Below are 16,196 nucleotides of genomic sequence, written 5' to 3' on the forward strand. Positions count from 1 at the left end.
TACCTGGCAACAGGCTGACGACTGCCGCATGCTGGGGAGCATGAGCCTGACGACCCCCGCCGCGCAAGCCCGTACCACCCCGGTCGGCCCGCACCCGGCCACCCCCGGCGAAGCCCGCCGGCACGAGCTGGCCGCGTTCCTGCGCAGCCGCCGCGAGCGCCTGGCGCCCGAGCAGGTGGGCCTGCCGATGACCGGCCGCCGCCGGACGCCGGGGCTGCGCCGGGAGGAGGTCGCGCAGCTCGCCGCGGTCGGGGTGACCTGGTACACGTGGCTGGAGCAGGGGCGGGACATCCAGGTGTCCACCCAGGTGCTGGACTCGGTGGCCCGGGCGCTGCTGCTGGACCCGAGCGAGCGCGCCCACCTGTTCACCCTGGCCGGCGCGGACGACCCGGTGCCGGTGAAGGAGTGCCCCTCGGTGACCCCGAGCGTGCGGCTGCTGCTGGAGCAGCTGGCGCCGTACCCGGCCATGGTGCTCAACTCCCGCTACGACGTGCTGGCGTGCAACGCCCAGTACACCGGGTTCGTCGGCGACCTCGACCGCATGGCCCCCGAGGACCGGAACCTGATGTGGATGGCGTTCACGCCCTCGTACTTCCGCGAGGTGCTGGTGGACTACCGCACCGAGCGCCTCGGCATCGTGGCCCGGTTCCGCTCGGCGATGGCCGACCACAGCTCGGAGCCGGCCTGGAAGGCGCTGCTGGCCCGGGTGCTCAAGGCCTCGCCGGACTTCGCGGAGCTCTGGCAGCGGCACGACGTGATGCGGCCGGGCAACGGCATCAAGCGCTTCCAGGTGCCCGGCGTCGGGCTGTTGCGCTGTGAGTACACCAACTTCTGGCTCAGCCCGCAGCTGGGGACGCGGATGATCACGTACACCCCGCTGGACGACGAGACCCGCGCGCTGATGGACGAACTGCCCACGGGGAGCTGACTCAGCCCCGCACCGCCGCGTCCCGCCCGAGCCGCAGGCACACCACGGCGAGCGGCAGTTCGATGCAGGAGGCCATGACCAGCGCGGCGAGCACCGCGTGGCCCGGCCCGGCGCAGGCGATGTCGGCCAGCGCGTCCCCGGTGAGCAGCAGGGCCACCGCCGCACCCGCCCACAGCGCGGCGGGGCTGCGCCGGCGCAGCAGCGCGTCCAGCGAGAGCAGGGCGGCGAACTCGGTGAGGTCGAGAACGACCCACGCGGTCTCGTGGCAGACGGCGAGGACCGCCAGCCAGGGCAGCAGCGCGACCGCGGCCATGGCCGGGACCTTGGCGAAGCGTGCGGGCAGGACGTACGAGGAGGCGGGGCGGACGGTGAGGACGGCGGTGCTCATGCGCCCGCCTCGCTACGCTCGGCAGGGGCATTCGCCCATGCGCGCCTTTCGATGAATCTCCCCCAGCCTCCGGCCGGGGGGACCCCCATGCTTCGCTCGCTCATGCCGTACCCCGCACCCGCTCCAGCGGCAGCCGCTCGGCCGTCCCGCCCGCCGGGTGTTCGACCCGCACCGCGTCGAACGGCCCCTGCGCCCAGGCGACCCAGAACCGCCCGGCCACCGTGACCACCTCGGCCGTCGACCGCACCCGGCGCAACGGCCGCCGCCCGGTGAACACCACCGCGGGCGCCGCGCCGTCGGCGGTCAGCCGGCCCCAGGCCAGTACGTGCCGGCTCCGCCCGGCGGACGGGCAGTGCCGGGCCCCGCGCAGCAGGTGCGGGGTGAGCCGGGCGGCGACCACGACGTCGGTCAGCTCCCCGTGCTGGTACAGCTCCATCGCGGCCCGTCCGCGGCCGGACCCGACGCTGCGGACCGACCAGGGCCCGGCCCCGGCCGGCAGCGCCCCCTCCGGCAGCGCCCCCTCCGGCGCCGGCGCTCCGGAAGCGCCCCCGGGGCCGGGCCGTCCGTGCGGCGGAGTGGCGGAGTGCGGTGCAGTGCTCGTCATGCCCTCAAGCCTTCCGCCCGGACCCCCTTCCTGTCGGTGGTGCCCCACACCGAATCGGGGGTGTAGCTAGCTACACCCCCACCGGGAACCCCCCTTCATGGCGGTCCTTGATCACCGGGCCCTACGCTGTCCGGCATGCCTCCCACCACGTTGCGCCGAGCGCTCGTCAGGAGCCTCCGGTGCCCGCCGTGGTCGCCCGAGGTCTGGCGGGACGTCCGCTTCACCGCCGCCGGAATACCCGTGGCGCTGCCGGTCTGGCTGGCCGTCACCGAGTCGAAGCTGCTCTTCCCGGTGCTCGCCGCCGTCCTGCTCTGCGTCCGCCCGCTGACCGCCGTCCAGCGCAGCCGGCTGCGCGCCCTGCGCGGGGTGGAGGTGCCGCCGCCGCGGCCGCCGGAGGGGCTCCGGGTCTGGCTGCTGGGGATGACCTGGCGTCAGGTCCTCTACCACCTGGTGGCCGGCCCGCTGCTGGCGGCGGGCGCGCTGGTGCTGCTGTACGCCTGGGCGGCCGCCGCGGTGCTGGCCACCGTGTACGGCTGGGTCTGGCTGCTGCCCGTCGGCGCCGCGCTGCGCACGGGCCTGGCCGGGGAGGACGTCCTGCTCACCGTCGGCGGGGTGCTGCTGCTGGCGGTGCTGCCGTTGCCGGGGACGCAGCTGGCCTGGCTGGAGGTGTGGGCGGCCCGGCGGCTGCTCGGTCCGGACCGGGCGGAGGCACTGGAGCGGCGGGTCGAGGAGATCGCCGAGAGCCGGGCCGGGCTGGTCGACGCGGTGGACGCCGAGCGCCGCCGGATCGAGCGCGACCTGCACGACGGCGCCCAGCAGCGGCTCACCTCCCTCGCGATGAACCTGGGCCTGGCCCGGCGCACCCTCAAGGACGTGCCGCCGGAGGTGATGCAGGTGATCGTCGACGCGCACGAGGAGGCCCAGGCGGCCATCGACGAGCTGCGCGACCTGGTCCGCGGCCTGCACCCGGCCGTCCTGGAGGACCGCGGCCTGGACGCGGCGCTGTCCGGCGTCGCCGCCCGGGCCCCGCTGCCGGTGCGCCTGGAGGTCGACCTCTCCGAGCAGGTCGCCCCGACCGTCGAGGCGGTCGCCTACTTCACCGTCTCCGAGGCGCTCACCAACGTGGCCAAGCACGCCAAGGCCAACCGGGTCGACCTCTCGGTGCGGACGGCCGGAGGGCGGCTGCGCCTGGTCATCAGCGACGACGGCGTGGGCGGCGCGGACCCCTCGCGCGGGACCGGGCTCACCGGCCTGCGCAAGCGCGCCGCCTCGGTCGACGGCACGCTGTCCGTTCTCAGCCCCCTCGGGGGCCCCACCACCATCACCGTGGAGTTGCCGTGCGCGCTGTGATCGCCGAGGACTCGGTCCTGCTGAGGGTCGGCCTGGTCAAGGTCCTGGAGGCGGTGGGCTTCGAGGTCGTGGCCGCCGTCGGGGACGCCACCGAACTGCTGGCCGCCGTCGAGGAGCACCGTCCGAAGGTGGTGGTGGCCGATGTCCGGATGCCCCCGGGGTACCACGACGAGGGGGTGAAGGCGGCGATGGTGATCCGCCGGCAGTGGCCGGACACCGCCGTCCTGCTGCTCTCCCAGTTCGTGGAGGAGCGCTACGCCGCGGACCTGTTGGCGACCAACACCAGCGGCGTCGGCTACCTGCTCAAGCAGCGGGTGGCCAACGTCGACGACTTCGTGGACGCGCTCCAGCGGGTCGCCGAAGGCGGCACGGCGCTGGACCCGGAGGTGGTCGCCCAGCTGCTGGTGCGCCGCCACCGGGACCCGCTGGAGAAGCTGACCCCGCGCGAGCGCGACGTGCTCGCCCTGATGGCGGAGGGCCGTTCCAACGCCGCGATCGCCGGTTCCCTGGTGGTCAGCGACAGCGCGGTGGCCAAGCACATCAACTCGATCTTCACCAAGCTCGACCTGCCGCAGGCCGAGGACAGCCACCGCCGGGTGATGGCGGTTCTGCGCTTCCTGGAGGTCGGGTAGCGGTGCGGGGGGTGAAGGCCTGGCGGGTCACCGGGACGGTCGTGATCGTCCTGGTCATGATCGTTGCCGGACTGCAGACCTGGTCGATGGCGGTGGAGCAGCGCACCAGCACCACCCAGCCGTACGACGTGGCGATCCACCGGGTCCGACTGGAGACCGGCAACGCCTCGGTCAAGGTGCGGGCCGGGCGGGAGGGCCACGTGGTGGTCCAGCAGCGTCTGGACTGGCTGGTGCGCAAGCCGGTGGTGTCCGCCGTCGTCGTCGACGGGGTGCTCACCGTCGGGATGAGCTGCCGGCTGGTCCTGCCGTTCGTGGACCTCGGCTGCGGCGCCGAGATCGAGCTGGAGGTACCGGCCGCGACCGAGGTGACCGGGTCGGTGGGCTCCGGCTCCGTCCAGGTGGAGGGTCTGAGCGGGGACGTCGGGCTGGAGCTGACCTCCGGCCAGCTGCTGCTGTCCGACACCTCCGGGGACGTGACCGTGCACTCCACCTCCTCCGGGCAGGTGCAGGGCGGCAACCTGAGTTCTCGGCGGGTGACGGCACGGATGGGCTCGGGCACGGTGGTGCTGGACTTCGCGAAGGCCCCGCGCGAGGTGGACGCCACGGCCACCTCCGGCTCGGTGGAGATGACCCTGCCGAAGGACAGCCGGTACTCCTTCTCCAGCGAGGTCGGCAGCGGCCACGGCCAGATCGACCCGCTGCTGTCGGACCCCGCCAGCCCGAACCGGGTGCACACCGCGGTCACGTCGGGGTCGATCTCGGTCCTCTCGTCGTCCTCGCGCTCGGAGCCGTCGGAGCCGTCGGAGCCGTCGCTTTCGTCGTCGGCTCCGTAGCGGGGGTGCCTCGGAGCGGGCGGAGGCCGCTCACCCGGGTGGGGGACAATGGAGAGTCCCGTCCCCGTCACCCGAGGTCAGCCGCGCATGACAGCCACGCCCGCACCCACCGCGTCCGACACCGAGTTCGCGCCGCTCGACATCGGCCCGATCCAGGTGTGGCCGCCCGTCGTGCTGGCGCCGATGGCCGGCATCACCAACGCGCCGTTCCGCACCCTGTGCCGGGAGCAGAGCGGTGGCCGCGGCCTGTACGTCTCGGAGATGATCACCACCCGGGCACTGGTCGAGCGCAACGCCAAGACCATGCAGCTGATCAAGTTCGACCCGAGCGAGAAGCCGCGCTCGATCCAGTTGTACGGGGTGGACCCGGTGACCGTCGGCAAGGCCGCCCGGATGATCTCCGAGGAGGGCCTGGCCGACCACATCGACCTCAACTTCGGCTGTCCCGTGCCCAAGGTCACCCGCAAGGGCGGCGGCTCGGCGCTGCCGTACAAGCGCAACCTGCTGCGCGAGATCCTGCGCGAGGCCGTCGCCAACGCCGGCGACCTGCCGGTGACCATGAAGATGCGCAAGGGCATCGACGACGACCACCTCACCTACCTGGACGCCGGCCGGATCGGCGCCGAAGAGGGCGTGGCCGCGATCGCCCTGCACGGGCGCACCGCCGCCCAGCACTACGGCGGGACGGCCGACTGGTCGGCGATCGCCCGGCTGCGCGAGTCCGTCCCGGCGCACATCCCGGTGCTGGGCAACGGGGACATCTGGTCGGCCGACGACGCGGTGCGGATGATGCGTGAGACCGGCTGCGACGGCGTGGTGGTGGGGCGCGGCTGCCTGGGCCGGCCGTGGCTGTTCAAGGACCTGGTCGCGATCTTCGAGGGCGACGTGGACTACGCCCGCCCCGACTTCGGCCACGTGGCCGCGGCGATGGTGCGGCACGCGCAGCTGCTCGGCGAGTGGCTGGGCGACGAGGCGCGCGGCGTGATCGACTTCCGCAAGCACGTCGCCTGGTACACCAAGGGCTTCTCGGTGGGCTCCGAGCTGCGGGTGAAGCTCGCCGGCTCCTCCTCGTTGGCCGAACTGGCCGAAACCCTCTCCCAGGTGGAGCAGTCCCAGGGCTGGCCGGCCGGTGCGGACGGCCCGCGCGGGCGGACCAGCGGCAACAACCGGGTGGTCCTGCCGGAGGGCTGGTTGGACGATCCGTACGACTGCGCCCGACCGGGTGCCGACGCCGAATCGGACACCTCTGGCGGATGATCTATACGGACTGGCAAAAGCGGCCCTTCGGGGTCGGCTGCCACTAGGTCCCAGCCCTCTTGTCCATCCTGGACAAGAGGGCTCCTTTTCGGCGCCGAGGCATCACGGAGAGGATGCACGTCCGGACACAGTGCGACGAACGGCGGAGGCGGCCTACGTTCGTCCCGTGAGATGCGCTGGTGACGCTTGCCACATACGGTGGGAACCGACGCTCTGTCGGTGGACGAAATGGACAGGTCGGCTGTGAATCGCTTCCCGAAGCCGGCCGGCCGGTGATCGGGCGATCCGGATGCAGGAAATCAAGCCGGGGCAACGCCATGGACCCGTGGCCGCTACCGTGCGTCCGGATCGTACGATCTCCGGGTTTGCATGCATTCAAGAGTTGAACGCTTGCTCGCGTCAGGCGGACGATTTCACCAACAGAGGTGAACGCCTTTATGTGCATTCGATCTAGCGGGTTACCTCTGGGTACCGACCTCGGGTGGCCTATTCAGGGCAGAGAAGTGCCTTCGAAATGGGTATGTTCTCCGGCGTCAGGGCAACCGCGTACGAGGAGACCGACCCGTGCCGTCCCAGCAGAAGTTTGTTTACTCCTTCACCGAAGGAAACAAGGACCTCAAGGATCTTCTTGGCGGCAAGGGCGCGAACCTGGCCGAGATGACCAACCTGGGTCTCCCCGTCCCTCCGGGGTTCACCATCACCACCGAGGCCTGCAAGGTCTTCCTGGAGACCGGCAGCGAGCCCACCTCCCTCCACGAGGAGATCAGCGCCCACCTGGACGCCCTTGAGCAGGAGATGGGCAAGAAGCTCGGCCAGGCCGACAACCCCCTCCTGGTCTCGGTGCGCTCCGGCGCGAAGTTCTCCATGCCCGGCATGATGGACACGGTCCTCAACATCGGCCTCTCCGACGCCTCGGTGACCGGCCTCGCCGCCCAGTCGGGCAACGAGCGCTTCGCCTGGGACTCCTACCGCCGCCTGGTCCAGATGTTCGGCAAGACCGTCCTGGACGTCGACGGCGAGCTGTTCGAGGAGGCCCTGGACGAGGCCAAGCACGCCAAGGGCACCACCAACGACCTGGACCTGGACGCCTCCGACCTCCGGGAACTGGTCGAGGTGTTCAAGGGCATCGTCGAGCGTGAGACCGGCCGGGCCTTCCCGCAGGAGCCGCGCGAGCAGATGGACCTCGCCATCCACGCCGTCTTCCACTCCTGGAACGGCGACCGCGCCCGGCTGTACCGCCGCCAGGAGCGCATCCCGAACGACCTGGGCACCGCGGTCAACGTCTGCACCATGGTCTTCGGCAACCTCGGTGAGGACTCCGGCACCGGTGTCGCCTTCACCCGCGACCCCTCCACCGGTGCCCAGGGCGTCTACGGCGACTACCTGTCCAACGCCCAGGGCGAGGACGTCGTCGCCGGCATCCGCAACACCCTGCAGCTGTCCGAGCTGGAGAAGCTCGACAAGAAGTCGTACGACGAGCTGATGGCGATCATGCAGAAGCTCGAGAACCACTACCGCGACCTCTGCGACATCGAGTTCACCATCGAGCGCGGCAAGCTCTGGATGCTCCAGACCCGTGTCGGCAAGCGCACCGCCGCGGCTGCCTTCCGGATCGCCGTCCAGCTGGTCGACCAGGGTCTGATCGACCTGGACGAGGCCCTGATGCGGGTCACCGGCGGCCAGCTCTCGCAGCTGATGTTCCCCCGCTTCGCCCCGAACGCCGAGTCGCAGCAGATCGCCTGGGGCCTGGCCGCCTCGCCGGGCGCCGCGATCGGCAGGGTCGTCTTCGACTCGTACACCGCCGTCAAGTGGTCCCGCTCCGGCGAGAAGGTCATCCTGGTCCGCCGCGAGACCAACCCGGACGACCTGGACGGCATGATCGCCGCGGAGGGCATCCTGACCTCGCGCGGTGGCAAGACCTCGCACGCGGCCGTGGTCGCCCGCGGCATGGGCAAGACCTGTGTCTGCGGCGCCGAGGAGCTGGAGGTCGACACCAAGGCCCGCCGCTTCACCACCGCCGACGGCCGGGTGGTCCAGGAGGGCGACGTCGTCTCGATCGACGGCGCCACCGGCAAGGTCTACCTCGGCGAGGTACCCGTCCTGCCGTCCCCCGTGGTCGAGTACTTCGAGGGCACCCTGCACGCCGGCGCCGACGTCCAGGGCGGACTGGTCCAGGCCGTGCACCGGTTGATGTCGCACGCCGACGGCCGCCGCCGGCTGGCCGTGCGCGCCAACGCAGACAACGCCGAGGACGGCTCGCGCGCCCGCCGCTACGGCGCCCAGGGCATCGGCCTGTGCCGCACCGAGCACATGTTCCTCGGCGAGGAGCGCCGCAAGGAGGTCGAGCACCTGATCCTGGCGGACAACGACAAGGACCGCGAGCTCGCCCTCTCCACCCTGCTGCCGCTCCAGAAGGGCGACTTCCTGGAGCTCTTCCAGGCGATGGACGGTCTGCCGGTCACGGTCCGTCTGCTCGACCCTCCGCTGCACGAGTTCCTGCCGGACATCACCGAGCTGTCGGTGCGCGTCGCCCTCGCCGAGGCCCGCAAGGACCCGAACGAGAACGACCTGCGCCTGCTCCAGGCGGTGCACAAGCTGCACGAGCAGAACCCGATGCTCGGCCTGCGCGGCGTCCGCCTCGGCCTGGTCATCCCCGGCCTGTTCGGCATGCAGGTCCGGGCCATCGCCGAGGCCGCGGCCGAGCGCAAGCTGGCCGGCGGGGACCCGCGCCCCGAGGTGATGATCCCGCTGGTCGGCACCGTCCAGGAGCTGGAGCTGGTCCGCGACGAGTGCGAGCGGGTGCTCGCCGAGGTCGCCCAGTCCACCGGCGTGACGCTGGAGATCAAGCTCGGCACCATGATCGAGCTGCCGCGTGCTGCGGTGACCGCCGGGCAGATCGCCGAGGCCGCCGAGTTCTTCTCCTTCGGCACCAACGACCTGACCCAGACCGTCTGGGGCTTCTCCCGGGACGACGTGGAGGCCTCGTTCTTCACCGCCTACCTGGAGAAGGGCATCTTCGGGGTCTCCCCGTTCGAGACCATCGACCGCGACGGCGTCGGCTCGCTGGTCAAGCACGCCGTCGAGGCCGGCCGGGCCACCCGCCCCGACCTCAAGCTCGGCGTCTGCGGCGAGCACGGCGGCGACCCGGACTCGGTCCACTTCTTCCACGAGGTGGGGCTGGACTACGTCTCCTGCTCCCCCTTCCGGATCCCGGTGGCGCGCCTGGAGGCCGGCCGCGCCGCCATCGAGTCGGCGGGCAGCGACTCGCGCTGAGGAGGGTAGGCATCCCCTCCGCACGCGCGGGTACGACTGACCGCTCCCCCTCCCGTCGGGAGGGCGTACACCGGAGCTCGGCGCAGGAGAACCGGCGTACGTGACACGGCCGGGCGGGAACGGACAACGGCGTCCGTTCCCGCCCGGCCGTACGTTCGTGTGGCCTCTGCCACGCGTGTACCTGGTCGGGCGCGGGGCCCGCGCCTGCCAAGCTGGAACGCATGACCAGACGCAAGAGCCCGCTCGTCGTCGTGGCCGTCCTGATCCTGGCGGTCCTGGCCGGAGTCGGCTACCTCCTCGCCGGCAAGGACGGCGGCAGCCACCCCAAGGCCGCCGCGACCTCCACCGCCACCGCCGCGGGTACCTCGGCCCCCAAGCCCTCCGCGCCCAAGCCCACCCCGCCGCCCGGTGGCGGCGGCAGCACCTGGGTGCCCGCCGACCCCGCGCTGGCCGACGTCTGCCGCACCAAGCTCCCCAGCCAGGCGCAGGACACCCTCGGCCTGATCGCCAAGAACGGGCCGTACCCGTACAGCCGGGACGGCATCGTCTTCGAGAACCGCGAGAGCCGGCTGCCGAAGAAGGCGGACGGCTACTACCACGAGTTCACCGTGGTCACCCCGGGCTCCAACGACCGCGGCACCCGACGGGTCGTCACCGGCGGCTCGGGCGAGCAGTACTGGTCCGCGGACCACTACGCCACCTTCCAGGAGATCGACCCCCGCTGCTGAGCGGAGCCGCACCGGGGGGCGTACCGGGCCCGGTATGCCGCACCCCTCACCGCGCCCGCCGCCAGGTGATCCGGGGGTGCGGCGCGTGCGGGCCGGTGGTGACCAGGGCGGTCAGCTCGTGGAGCACCGGGGCCGGGTCGCGGCGGAGTTGGGCCGGGGTGGCGCGGACCACCGGGAGGCCGGCGGCGGTGAGGCGGTTGGCGCGGGCCAGGCCCCGTTCGTGCTCGGCCGGGCGCAGGTGCCAGGCGCGGGAGTCGATCTCCAGGGCCACACAGGCGTGCGGCCAGTAGGCGTCCGGGACGGCGAGGAAGCGGCCGTCCAGGAAGAGCACCGGGTTCCACAGCGGCTCCGGCAGCCCCGCGTGCGCCAGCAGTTCGCGGGCCTCGCCCTCCACTACCGACCGCACCCCGACCGTCAGGTCCTCCACCACCCTGGCCACCTGGGGCAGCCCGAGCGCACCCGGGCGGGACAGCAACTGGTCGAGCAGTTCGCCGAGTTCGCAGTGCCGCCGCTGAACGGCCTCCGCGCACAGCGCCCGGAACCGGCGCTGCCCCGTCTCCTGCGGCGCGAGGTCCGCCAGCGCCCGGGCGACCGTGGTGCTCCACAGCCCGTCGTCCCGTTCGAAGCCGCCCGGCATCGCCCCCGATGACCGGTGGATTCTGACGAACTCCCGGTCACAGACGCGACGTTGACTCGGAATCAGAATGTCGACCGAGTTCAGGTCGGACGGGTGTCCGGCGCTCGGCAGTCCGGCCGAGGACAGCACCGAGAAGCCGGTCAGCAGCACCTCCCCGGCCCGCGGCTCGCGTCCCTTCGGTGTGGCGTACGCCAGGGCGGCCCGCAGTTTCTGATGAATCGTCAGCCGCCCGCTCTGGAGGCAGATCACCCGGGGCAGCACCTGCTGCCAGGGCCCGCCCGGCCGCAGCCGGTGGGCGATGGTGCCGGAGGGCACCCCGAGCCGGCGCAGCTGCGCCCGGGTGGCGATGTGCTGCTGGTCGGCGCCGAGCAGGGCGACCGGGTCGAGGGGATTCGTGCGGGTCATGCCCCGGTGCTGCCCGCCGGGATCGGAGGTATGCGAAACATCCCCCGTCGGTGGGGGTGGCGCTCGCAGGTGTTGACGGACCGGCGGTCCAGCCGCTGAGCTGGGGCCATATGACCACACCACCTCCGCACGCCGGCCCCGCGCTGGACGCGCTCAACGGACTCTCCGTGGGCGACGCCCTCGGTGCACAGTTCTTCGTCCCGGACACCGCCAGGGCCCACCTCGCCGCCCGCACCGAACCGCCCGGCCCCTGGCCCTGGACCGACGACACCGAGATGGCCTGCTCGGTCTACGCCGCCCACACCGAGCGCGGCGCGATCGACACCTTCGACCTCACCCACGCCTTCGCCCGCCGCCACGACTTCGACCGCGGCTACGGTCCGGCCGCCAACCGGCTGCTCCGACTCGTCCGGGAGGGCGGCGACGCCAAGCGGCTGGCCGCCGAAGTCTTCGACGGCCAGGGCTCGTACGGCAACGGCGCCGCGATGCGGGTCGCCCCGCTGGGGGCGGCGTACGCCGAGGACCCGGCCGCCGTGGTCCGCCCGGCCGCCGACACCGCGGTGGTCACCCACACCCATCCGCAGGCGGTGGACGGAGCGATCGCGGTCGCGGTGGCGGCCGCCTACGCGGTCCGGGCGCGGACCGAGGCCACGACGCCGCACACCTTCCTGGCGGCGGTGGCCGCCCTCACTCCGCGCGGGGCCGTCCACGACGGGCTGTCCGAGGCGATCGCCCTGCTCGCCGAGCCGGACCCGCTGGTCGCTGCCAAGGCGCTCGGCAACGGCAGCCGGACCTCTGCCGCCGACACCGTCCCGTACGCCCTGTGGTGCGCCGCCCGACGGCTGACCGACTACCGGGCCGCGGTCTGGGAGGCGATCGCGCCCGGCGGCGACATGGACACCGTCGCCGCGATCACCGGGGGAGTGGTCGCCGCCTGCACCGGTACCGTCGGCATCCCCTCAGCCTGGATGGCTGCCCGTGAACCGCTCCCGGCCTGGGCGTTCCCGGAACCGGGCGGCATCACCGGTGGCCGGGGCCGTGCGGACATGCTGGTTCCGCGCCGGCATCCCGTCCCCGACGTGGAGTGGACCGACGAGCAGTGGCAGCGCATCCGGGCCGGGAGGCACACGGACACGCTGGACCACCGCTGGGCGGTGCACACCCACGACGGTTCGGTCAGGATCTGCTGCCCGAAGGACGGCCATCCGGTCTGGGAGGTTGCGGTCACCCGGGTCCGCGGCGGCTGGCGGCCGGTCTCGGCGGTTGCCGAGACGAGCTACAACCGATGGCCGGTACTGCCTGAGGACCCCCACGGCGCGGCGGTCCTCACCTGGATCCTGAAGACCGCCGCCACCGGCGAACGGTGGCCGATCACGCCGTGATCATCAGCTGCCCGGCGCCGCTGCCGCCCTGTCTAAGGCACTCCTGGTTGATCGCCGGATCCGGGGCGCTCGGCGAGGTGGCGGCGGCGATCCGCAGCTCGATGATGTCCCGGACGGCCGGCCACTCGTCGTCGAGGATCGAGTAGAACGCGGTGGAGCGCACCACCCCGTCCAGCCCGCGCGAGTGCGCCCGGCGGACGCCCTCGGAGGTCGCGCCGAGCCGCTCGATGGCGGTGCGCGAGCGCAGGTTGCGGGCGTCCGCGCGCAGCGAGATCCGCTGCACGCCCCAGGTCTCGAAGGCGTGGCGCAGCATCAGCAGCTTGGCCTCGGTGTTGATGCCGGTGCCCTGGGCGCGCGGCGAGAGCCAGGTGTTGCCGATCTCGGCCGCGTCCGGGACGGCCGTGGCCGGATCGCCGAACGGGACCCCGGGCACGGGCGGCCACACCAGCGGGCCCTGCCAGTAGTCGAGTTCCAGGAACCGGGTGGAGCCGACCACCCGGCCGTCGGCGAGGTTCACCGTCGCGAACGGCAGCGACCGGCCCGCGGCCTGGTCGGCGAGCGCCCGCGCGACGTAGTCGCGGGCGGCTTCCAGGCCGTGCGGGACGGGGGTGAAGGCGTAGGTCGTACGGTCCTCGGCACCGGCCTCGGCAATGGCCTCGGCATGGTGCGCGGCGAGGGGCTCCAGCCGCACGGTGCGGCCGGTGAGGATGACAGGTACGGGCACGGAACCTTCGGTCCTTCATCGGTCGGAGGGTGCCTCCCGGGCCGGGGTACGGCACGGGGTGCGCGGGACTGGGTACGCCTGGGCCCCGGGTCCGTCCGCCGGGTACCCGCGCACGCCGGAGGTCCGGTCGAACGGGGTGGGGGCGACGGCCCGGAACGGGCGGCGCGGGGTGCCGGAACGGGCACGGGTCCTCGGACCGGTCCGGCGGGAAGAGCGAGGGGACAGTGTGCGTCCGCGAAATGGCCGAAGAGGGAACGAGAGCGCGAAGGGAAGCAGGCGGCCAGGTGAAGGCAAGATGCGTCGTGGGTGGCTGGCCGAGCACCGGACCGGGACGTGGCCGACGGCGTTACGGACGACGTGACGACGACGCGACGATGCGAGGCAGCGAGAGGACGATACCCGCCAGAAGGCGGTGCGTCACTTCGCGGCACGCGAATGGCCGCACGGGCCGTTCCCGGGTCCTCCGGACGGGCCCCTCCCAGGGCCGTGACCAGGGGCTCTTCCTTCGGGTGCGATCATGGTCCGGAGCGGTGAGCCGAGGCCGTCGGGCGCGCCCCCCGGAGAGCCGTGGGACGGGCCCCGGGGCGGCCCGCGGACGGGTCGTCCGCAGGACGGGGGCCGGGACGGGAATTCCGGCGGCGCCCGGCACGCTGGACAGGGCGAGGAGCCGGTCGACCGGGACGAGCAGAGAACGGGGTTGGGTGCGCGGTGCGTGACTTCCAGGCGCTGTACGAGCTGGATCAGCAGGGCGTGGCCGCGGTGGCCGCGGCCAACGAGCAGTTGCGCGACACCGGTGCCGGCCTCGTGCTGCTCCAGCACTTCGAGGGCTTCATGGACGCCGGCGAGGCCGGCGGCCAGGTGGTGGCCCACCTGCTGGAGACGGGATCGCCGCAGGTGGTGGCCCGCTTCGACCACGACCGTCTGGTGGACTACCGGGCCCGCCGCCCGGCGATGGTCTTCGACCACGACCGCTGGACGTCCTACGACCCGCCGGAGATCCTGCTCCAGCTCGTCCACGACGCCGCCGGCGCGCCGTTCCTGCTGCTCACCGGCCCCGAACCGGACGTCGAGTGGGAGCGCTTCGCGCGCGCCGTCCGCGAGCTGGTGGAGCGCTTCGAGGTCCGGCTCTCGATCGACTTCCACGGCATCCCGATGGGCGTGCCGCACACCCGCCCGGTCGGCCTGACGCCGCACGGCAACCGGCTGGACCTCGCCCCGGGCTACCCGCAGTGGTTCGAGCAGGCGCAGGTCCCGGGCAGCGCCCAGGCGCTGGTGGAGTACCGCCTGGCCGAGGCCGGTCACGACGTCCTGGGCTTCGCCGTGCACGTCCCGCACTACGTGGCCCGCTCCGCCTACCCGGCGGCGGCCGTGCAGATCCTGGAGGCGGCGCAGTCCGCCACCGGGCTGGTGCTGCCCGGCACCCGGCTGCGCGAGCAGGTCTCCGAGGTCTACGCCGACATCGAGGAGCAGCTGGCCCAGGGGGACGGCGAGTTGCGCTCGGCGATCCGCGGCATGGAGGGCCAGTACGACGCCGTGGCGGGCGCGGAGGGCCGGGAGAGCCTGCTGGCCGAGCCGGTGGACCTGCCCTCGGCGGACGAACTGGGGCGGCGTTTCGAGCAGTTCCTGGCCGAGCACGAGCGCGGCGCGGAGTAGCCGGTACCGGGCGGGCGGAAGCGGCCGACCGGACGGGCCGGGGGCGGATTCCGGCCGGTCCGGGCCCGCCGGGAGGGCATTCGGGCCGGGCCGGGAGTCATCGGCCACGGTCGTTCGTTGGCCCTGCGGTGCCCGGGGGACGGGCCGCCGTGAGGAGCCGACCATGACCCGTATCCCCGGGGGGAGCCCATGCCGAGGACCGCACGCCCGACCATCGCCCTGACCGTCGCACTGGCCGCAGTGCTGCTGGCCGGCTGCACCGACGACGCCGGTTCGGACGGCCGGGGGAACGGCGCCGCGGGCGCGACGCCCGCCCGCGCGCAGGCCGGTGCGACCTCGTCACCGACCCCCGCCCCGCCGCCCACCGGCCCGTACGTCGCGCTCGGCGACTCGTACACCGCCGGGATGAAGATCCCCCCGCAGGCCGGCGAGCCGGGCGGCTGCTACCGCTCCGGGGCCAACTACCCGGCCCTGGTGGCGAAGGGGCTCTCGCTCGCCGCCGGGCAGTTCAAGGACGTCAGTTGCAGCGGCGCCCGCACCCCGGACCTGACCGGCCCGCAGAAGGTCTCCGACGGCACCAACCCGGCCCAGCTGGACGCGCTGACCGCGGACACCCGGCTGGTCACCCTGGGCATCGGCGGCAACGACGCGGGCTTCATGGAGGTCGTGACCGAGTGCGCCAAGGCCAACCTGGTGGACATCCTCAAGGGCGTGATCGCCGACAGCGCGGACCGGATCAGCAACTCGCCCTGCCGGGACCACTACGCCGGCGGCAACGGCACCGACGAGGTCCAGCACAAGGTGGACGCGGCCGGGGACCGGCTCGGCCAGGTGCTCCAGGACATCAAGAAGCGCTCCCCGAAGGCCAAGGTGTACGTGATCGGATACCCGGGGCTGCTCCCGGCCGACCCGGCGGTCTGCCTGCCGGTGCTCGGCGACGCCGTGGCCGCCTCCGACCTGAGCTTCCTGGTGGAGAAGGAGCAGCAGCTCAACGGCATGCTCAAGAAGCGCGCGGAGGCGGCGGGCGCGGTCTTCGTGGACCTCGCCGGGCCCTCGGCCGGGCACGACATGTGTGCGGGGGAGGACAAGCGCTGGGTGGAACCGCCGTTCCCGGCGCAGGGGCTGGCGCCGATCCACCCCAACGCCAAGGGGCAGGAGGCGGCGTCCGGCGTGGTCCTGAAGGCGATCAAGGGCTGAGGTCGGCGCTGACCGTGCCGCCGACCTGGTGTGGTCGGCGGCACACGGTTGTGGATCCACGGATCCGCACCCCGCCCCTCGTGCGCGGCACGCCCTCCGAGTCAGAGGGGCGGCGTACCGTGAGGGGCAAGTGACTCCGCCTCTCCGCGAATGCGGAGCGGCTTCCCACTCGGCTTCGAGAGCCTCATGGCGGTCAAGCCCTGAC

At 73.0% G+C, this 16,196-nt stretch carries 14 protein-coding genes; 10 read left to right on the forward strand and 4 right to left on the reverse strand.

Annotated elements, in window-relative coordinates:
- Window positions 1-40: 40 nt before the first annotated feature.
- Entirely contained in the window at window positions 41-928 is an 888-nt protein-coding gene (locus AB0O11_RS03425) for a helix-turn-helix transcriptional regulator (protein ID WP_363381304.1), read from the forward strand.
- Window position 929: 1 nt separating this feature from the next.
- Here AB0O11_RS03425 and AB0O11_RS03430 read toward each other — a convergent pair whose 3' ends face one another.
- The gene (locus AB0O11_RS03430; protein ID WP_363381305.1) at window positions 930-1,316 is read right to left on the reverse strand and encodes a hypothetical protein; all 387 of its coding nucleotides are present in this window, start codon (window positions 1,314-1,316) and stop codon (window positions 930-932) included.
- A 100-nt stretch (window positions 1,317-1,416) separates the two neighbouring features.
- Window positions 1,417-1,920 carry a hypothetical protein gene (locus AB0O11_RS03435; RefSeq protein ID WP_363381307.1) on the reverse strand — a complete coding sequence of 168 codons (504 nt, stop codon included), beginning with the start codon at window positions 1,918-1,920 and terminating at the stop codon, window positions 1,417-1,419.
- Window positions 1,921-2,055: 135 nt separating this feature from the next.
- Here AB0O11_RS03435 and AB0O11_RS03440 point away from each other — a divergent pair, with 135 nt between their 5' ends.
- The 6 genes from AB0O11_RS03440 to AB0O11_RS03465 all read left to right on the forward strand — a co-directional run bounded on the left by AB0O11_RS03440 (window position 2,056) and on the right by AB0O11_RS03465 (window position 9,993).
- Window positions 2,056-3,270, forward strand: a complete 1,215-nt coding sequence (locus tag AB0O11_RS03440; RefSeq protein ID WP_363381309.1) for a sensor histidine kinase — start codon at window positions 2,056-2,058, stop codon at window positions 3,268-3,270.
- Window positions 3,258-3,902 carry a response regulator transcription factor gene (locus tag AB0O11_RS03445; RefSeq protein ID WP_224282917.1) on the forward strand — a complete coding sequence of 215 codons (645 nt, stop codon included), beginning with the start codon at window positions 3,258-3,260 and terminating at the stop codon, window positions 3,900-3,902. The genes AB0O11_RS03440 and AB0O11_RS03445 overlap by 13 nt, the downstream gene beginning before the upstream one ends.
- A gap of 2 nt (window positions 3,903-3,904) precedes the next feature.
- Entirely contained in the window at window positions 3,905-4,735 is an 831-nt protein-coding gene (locus tag AB0O11_RS03450) for a DUF4097 family beta strand repeat-containing protein (protein ID WP_363381311.1), read from the forward strand.
- Window positions 4,736-4,822: 87 nt separating this feature from the next.
- Window positions 4,823-5,992, forward strand: coding sequence for a tRNA dihydrouridine synthase DusB (dusB, locus tag AB0O11_RS03455; protein WP_363381313.1), 1,170 nt, complete (start codon window positions 4,823-4,825; stop codon window positions 5,990-5,992).
- A gap of 564 nt (window positions 5,993-6,556) precedes the next feature.
- Window positions 6,557-9,265: a pyruvate, phosphate dikinase gene (ppdK, locus tag AB0O11_RS03460; protein WP_363381315.1), complete on the forward strand. Its 2,709-nt coding sequence runs from the start codon at window positions 6,557-6,559 to the stop codon at window positions 9,263-9,265.
- A 221-nt stretch (window positions 9,266-9,486) separates the two neighbouring features.
- The gene (locus AB0O11_RS03465; RefSeq protein WP_363381317.1) at window positions 9,487-9,993 is read left to right on the forward strand and encodes a ribonuclease; all 507 of its coding nucleotides are present in this window, start codon (window positions 9,487-9,489) and stop codon (window positions 9,991-9,993) included.
- A 46-nt stretch (window positions 9,994-10,039) separates the two neighbouring features.
- Here AB0O11_RS03465 and AB0O11_RS03470 read toward each other — a convergent pair whose 3' ends face one another.
- Window positions 10,040-11,035: a hypothetical protein gene (locus tag AB0O11_RS03470; RefSeq protein ID WP_363381318.1), complete on the reverse strand. Its 996-nt coding sequence runs from the start codon at window positions 11,033-11,035 to the stop codon at window positions 10,040-10,042.
- Window positions 11,036-11,145: 110 nt separating this feature from the next.
- Between AB0O11_RS03470 and AB0O11_RS03475 the strand changes: the two genes are divergently transcribed.
- Window positions 11,146-12,417, forward strand: coding sequence for an ADP-ribosylglycohydrolase family protein (locus AB0O11_RS03475; protein WP_363381320.1), 1,272 nt, complete (start codon window positions 11,146-11,148; stop codon window positions 12,415-12,417).
- Here the strand turns inward: AB0O11_RS03475 and AB0O11_RS03480 are convergent.
- Window positions 12,407-13,141: a GNAT family protein gene (locus AB0O11_RS03480; RefSeq protein WP_224282135.1), complete on the reverse strand. Its 735-nt coding sequence runs from the start codon at window positions 13,139-13,141 to the stop codon at window positions 12,407-12,409. The genes AB0O11_RS03475 and AB0O11_RS03480 overlap by 11 nt on opposite strands.
- 708 nt (window positions 13,142-13,849) lie before the next feature.
- Between AB0O11_RS03480 and AB0O11_RS03485 the strand changes: the two genes are divergently transcribed.
- Complete coding sequence (locus AB0O11_RS03485) at window positions 13,850-14,794, forward strand: PAC2 family protein (RefSeq protein ID WP_363381321.1); 945 nt, start codon at window positions 13,850-13,852, stop codon at window positions 14,792-14,794.
- Between the two features lie 189 nt (window positions 14,795-14,983).
- Window positions 14,984-15,991 (forward strand): SGNH/GDSL hydrolase family protein, encoded by a 1,008-nt coding sequence (locus AB0O11_RS03490; RefSeq protein WP_363381322.1) that lies wholly within the window; start codon window positions 14,984-14,986, stop codon window positions 15,989-15,991.
- Window positions 15,992-16,196: the final 205 nt, after the last annotated feature.

Origin of the sequence: Kitasatospora sp. NPDC093102, assembly GCF_040683915.1 — a bacterium.
Taxonomy (GTDB): Bacteria; Actinomycetota; Actinomycetes; order Streptomycetales; family Streptomycetaceae; genus Kitasatospora.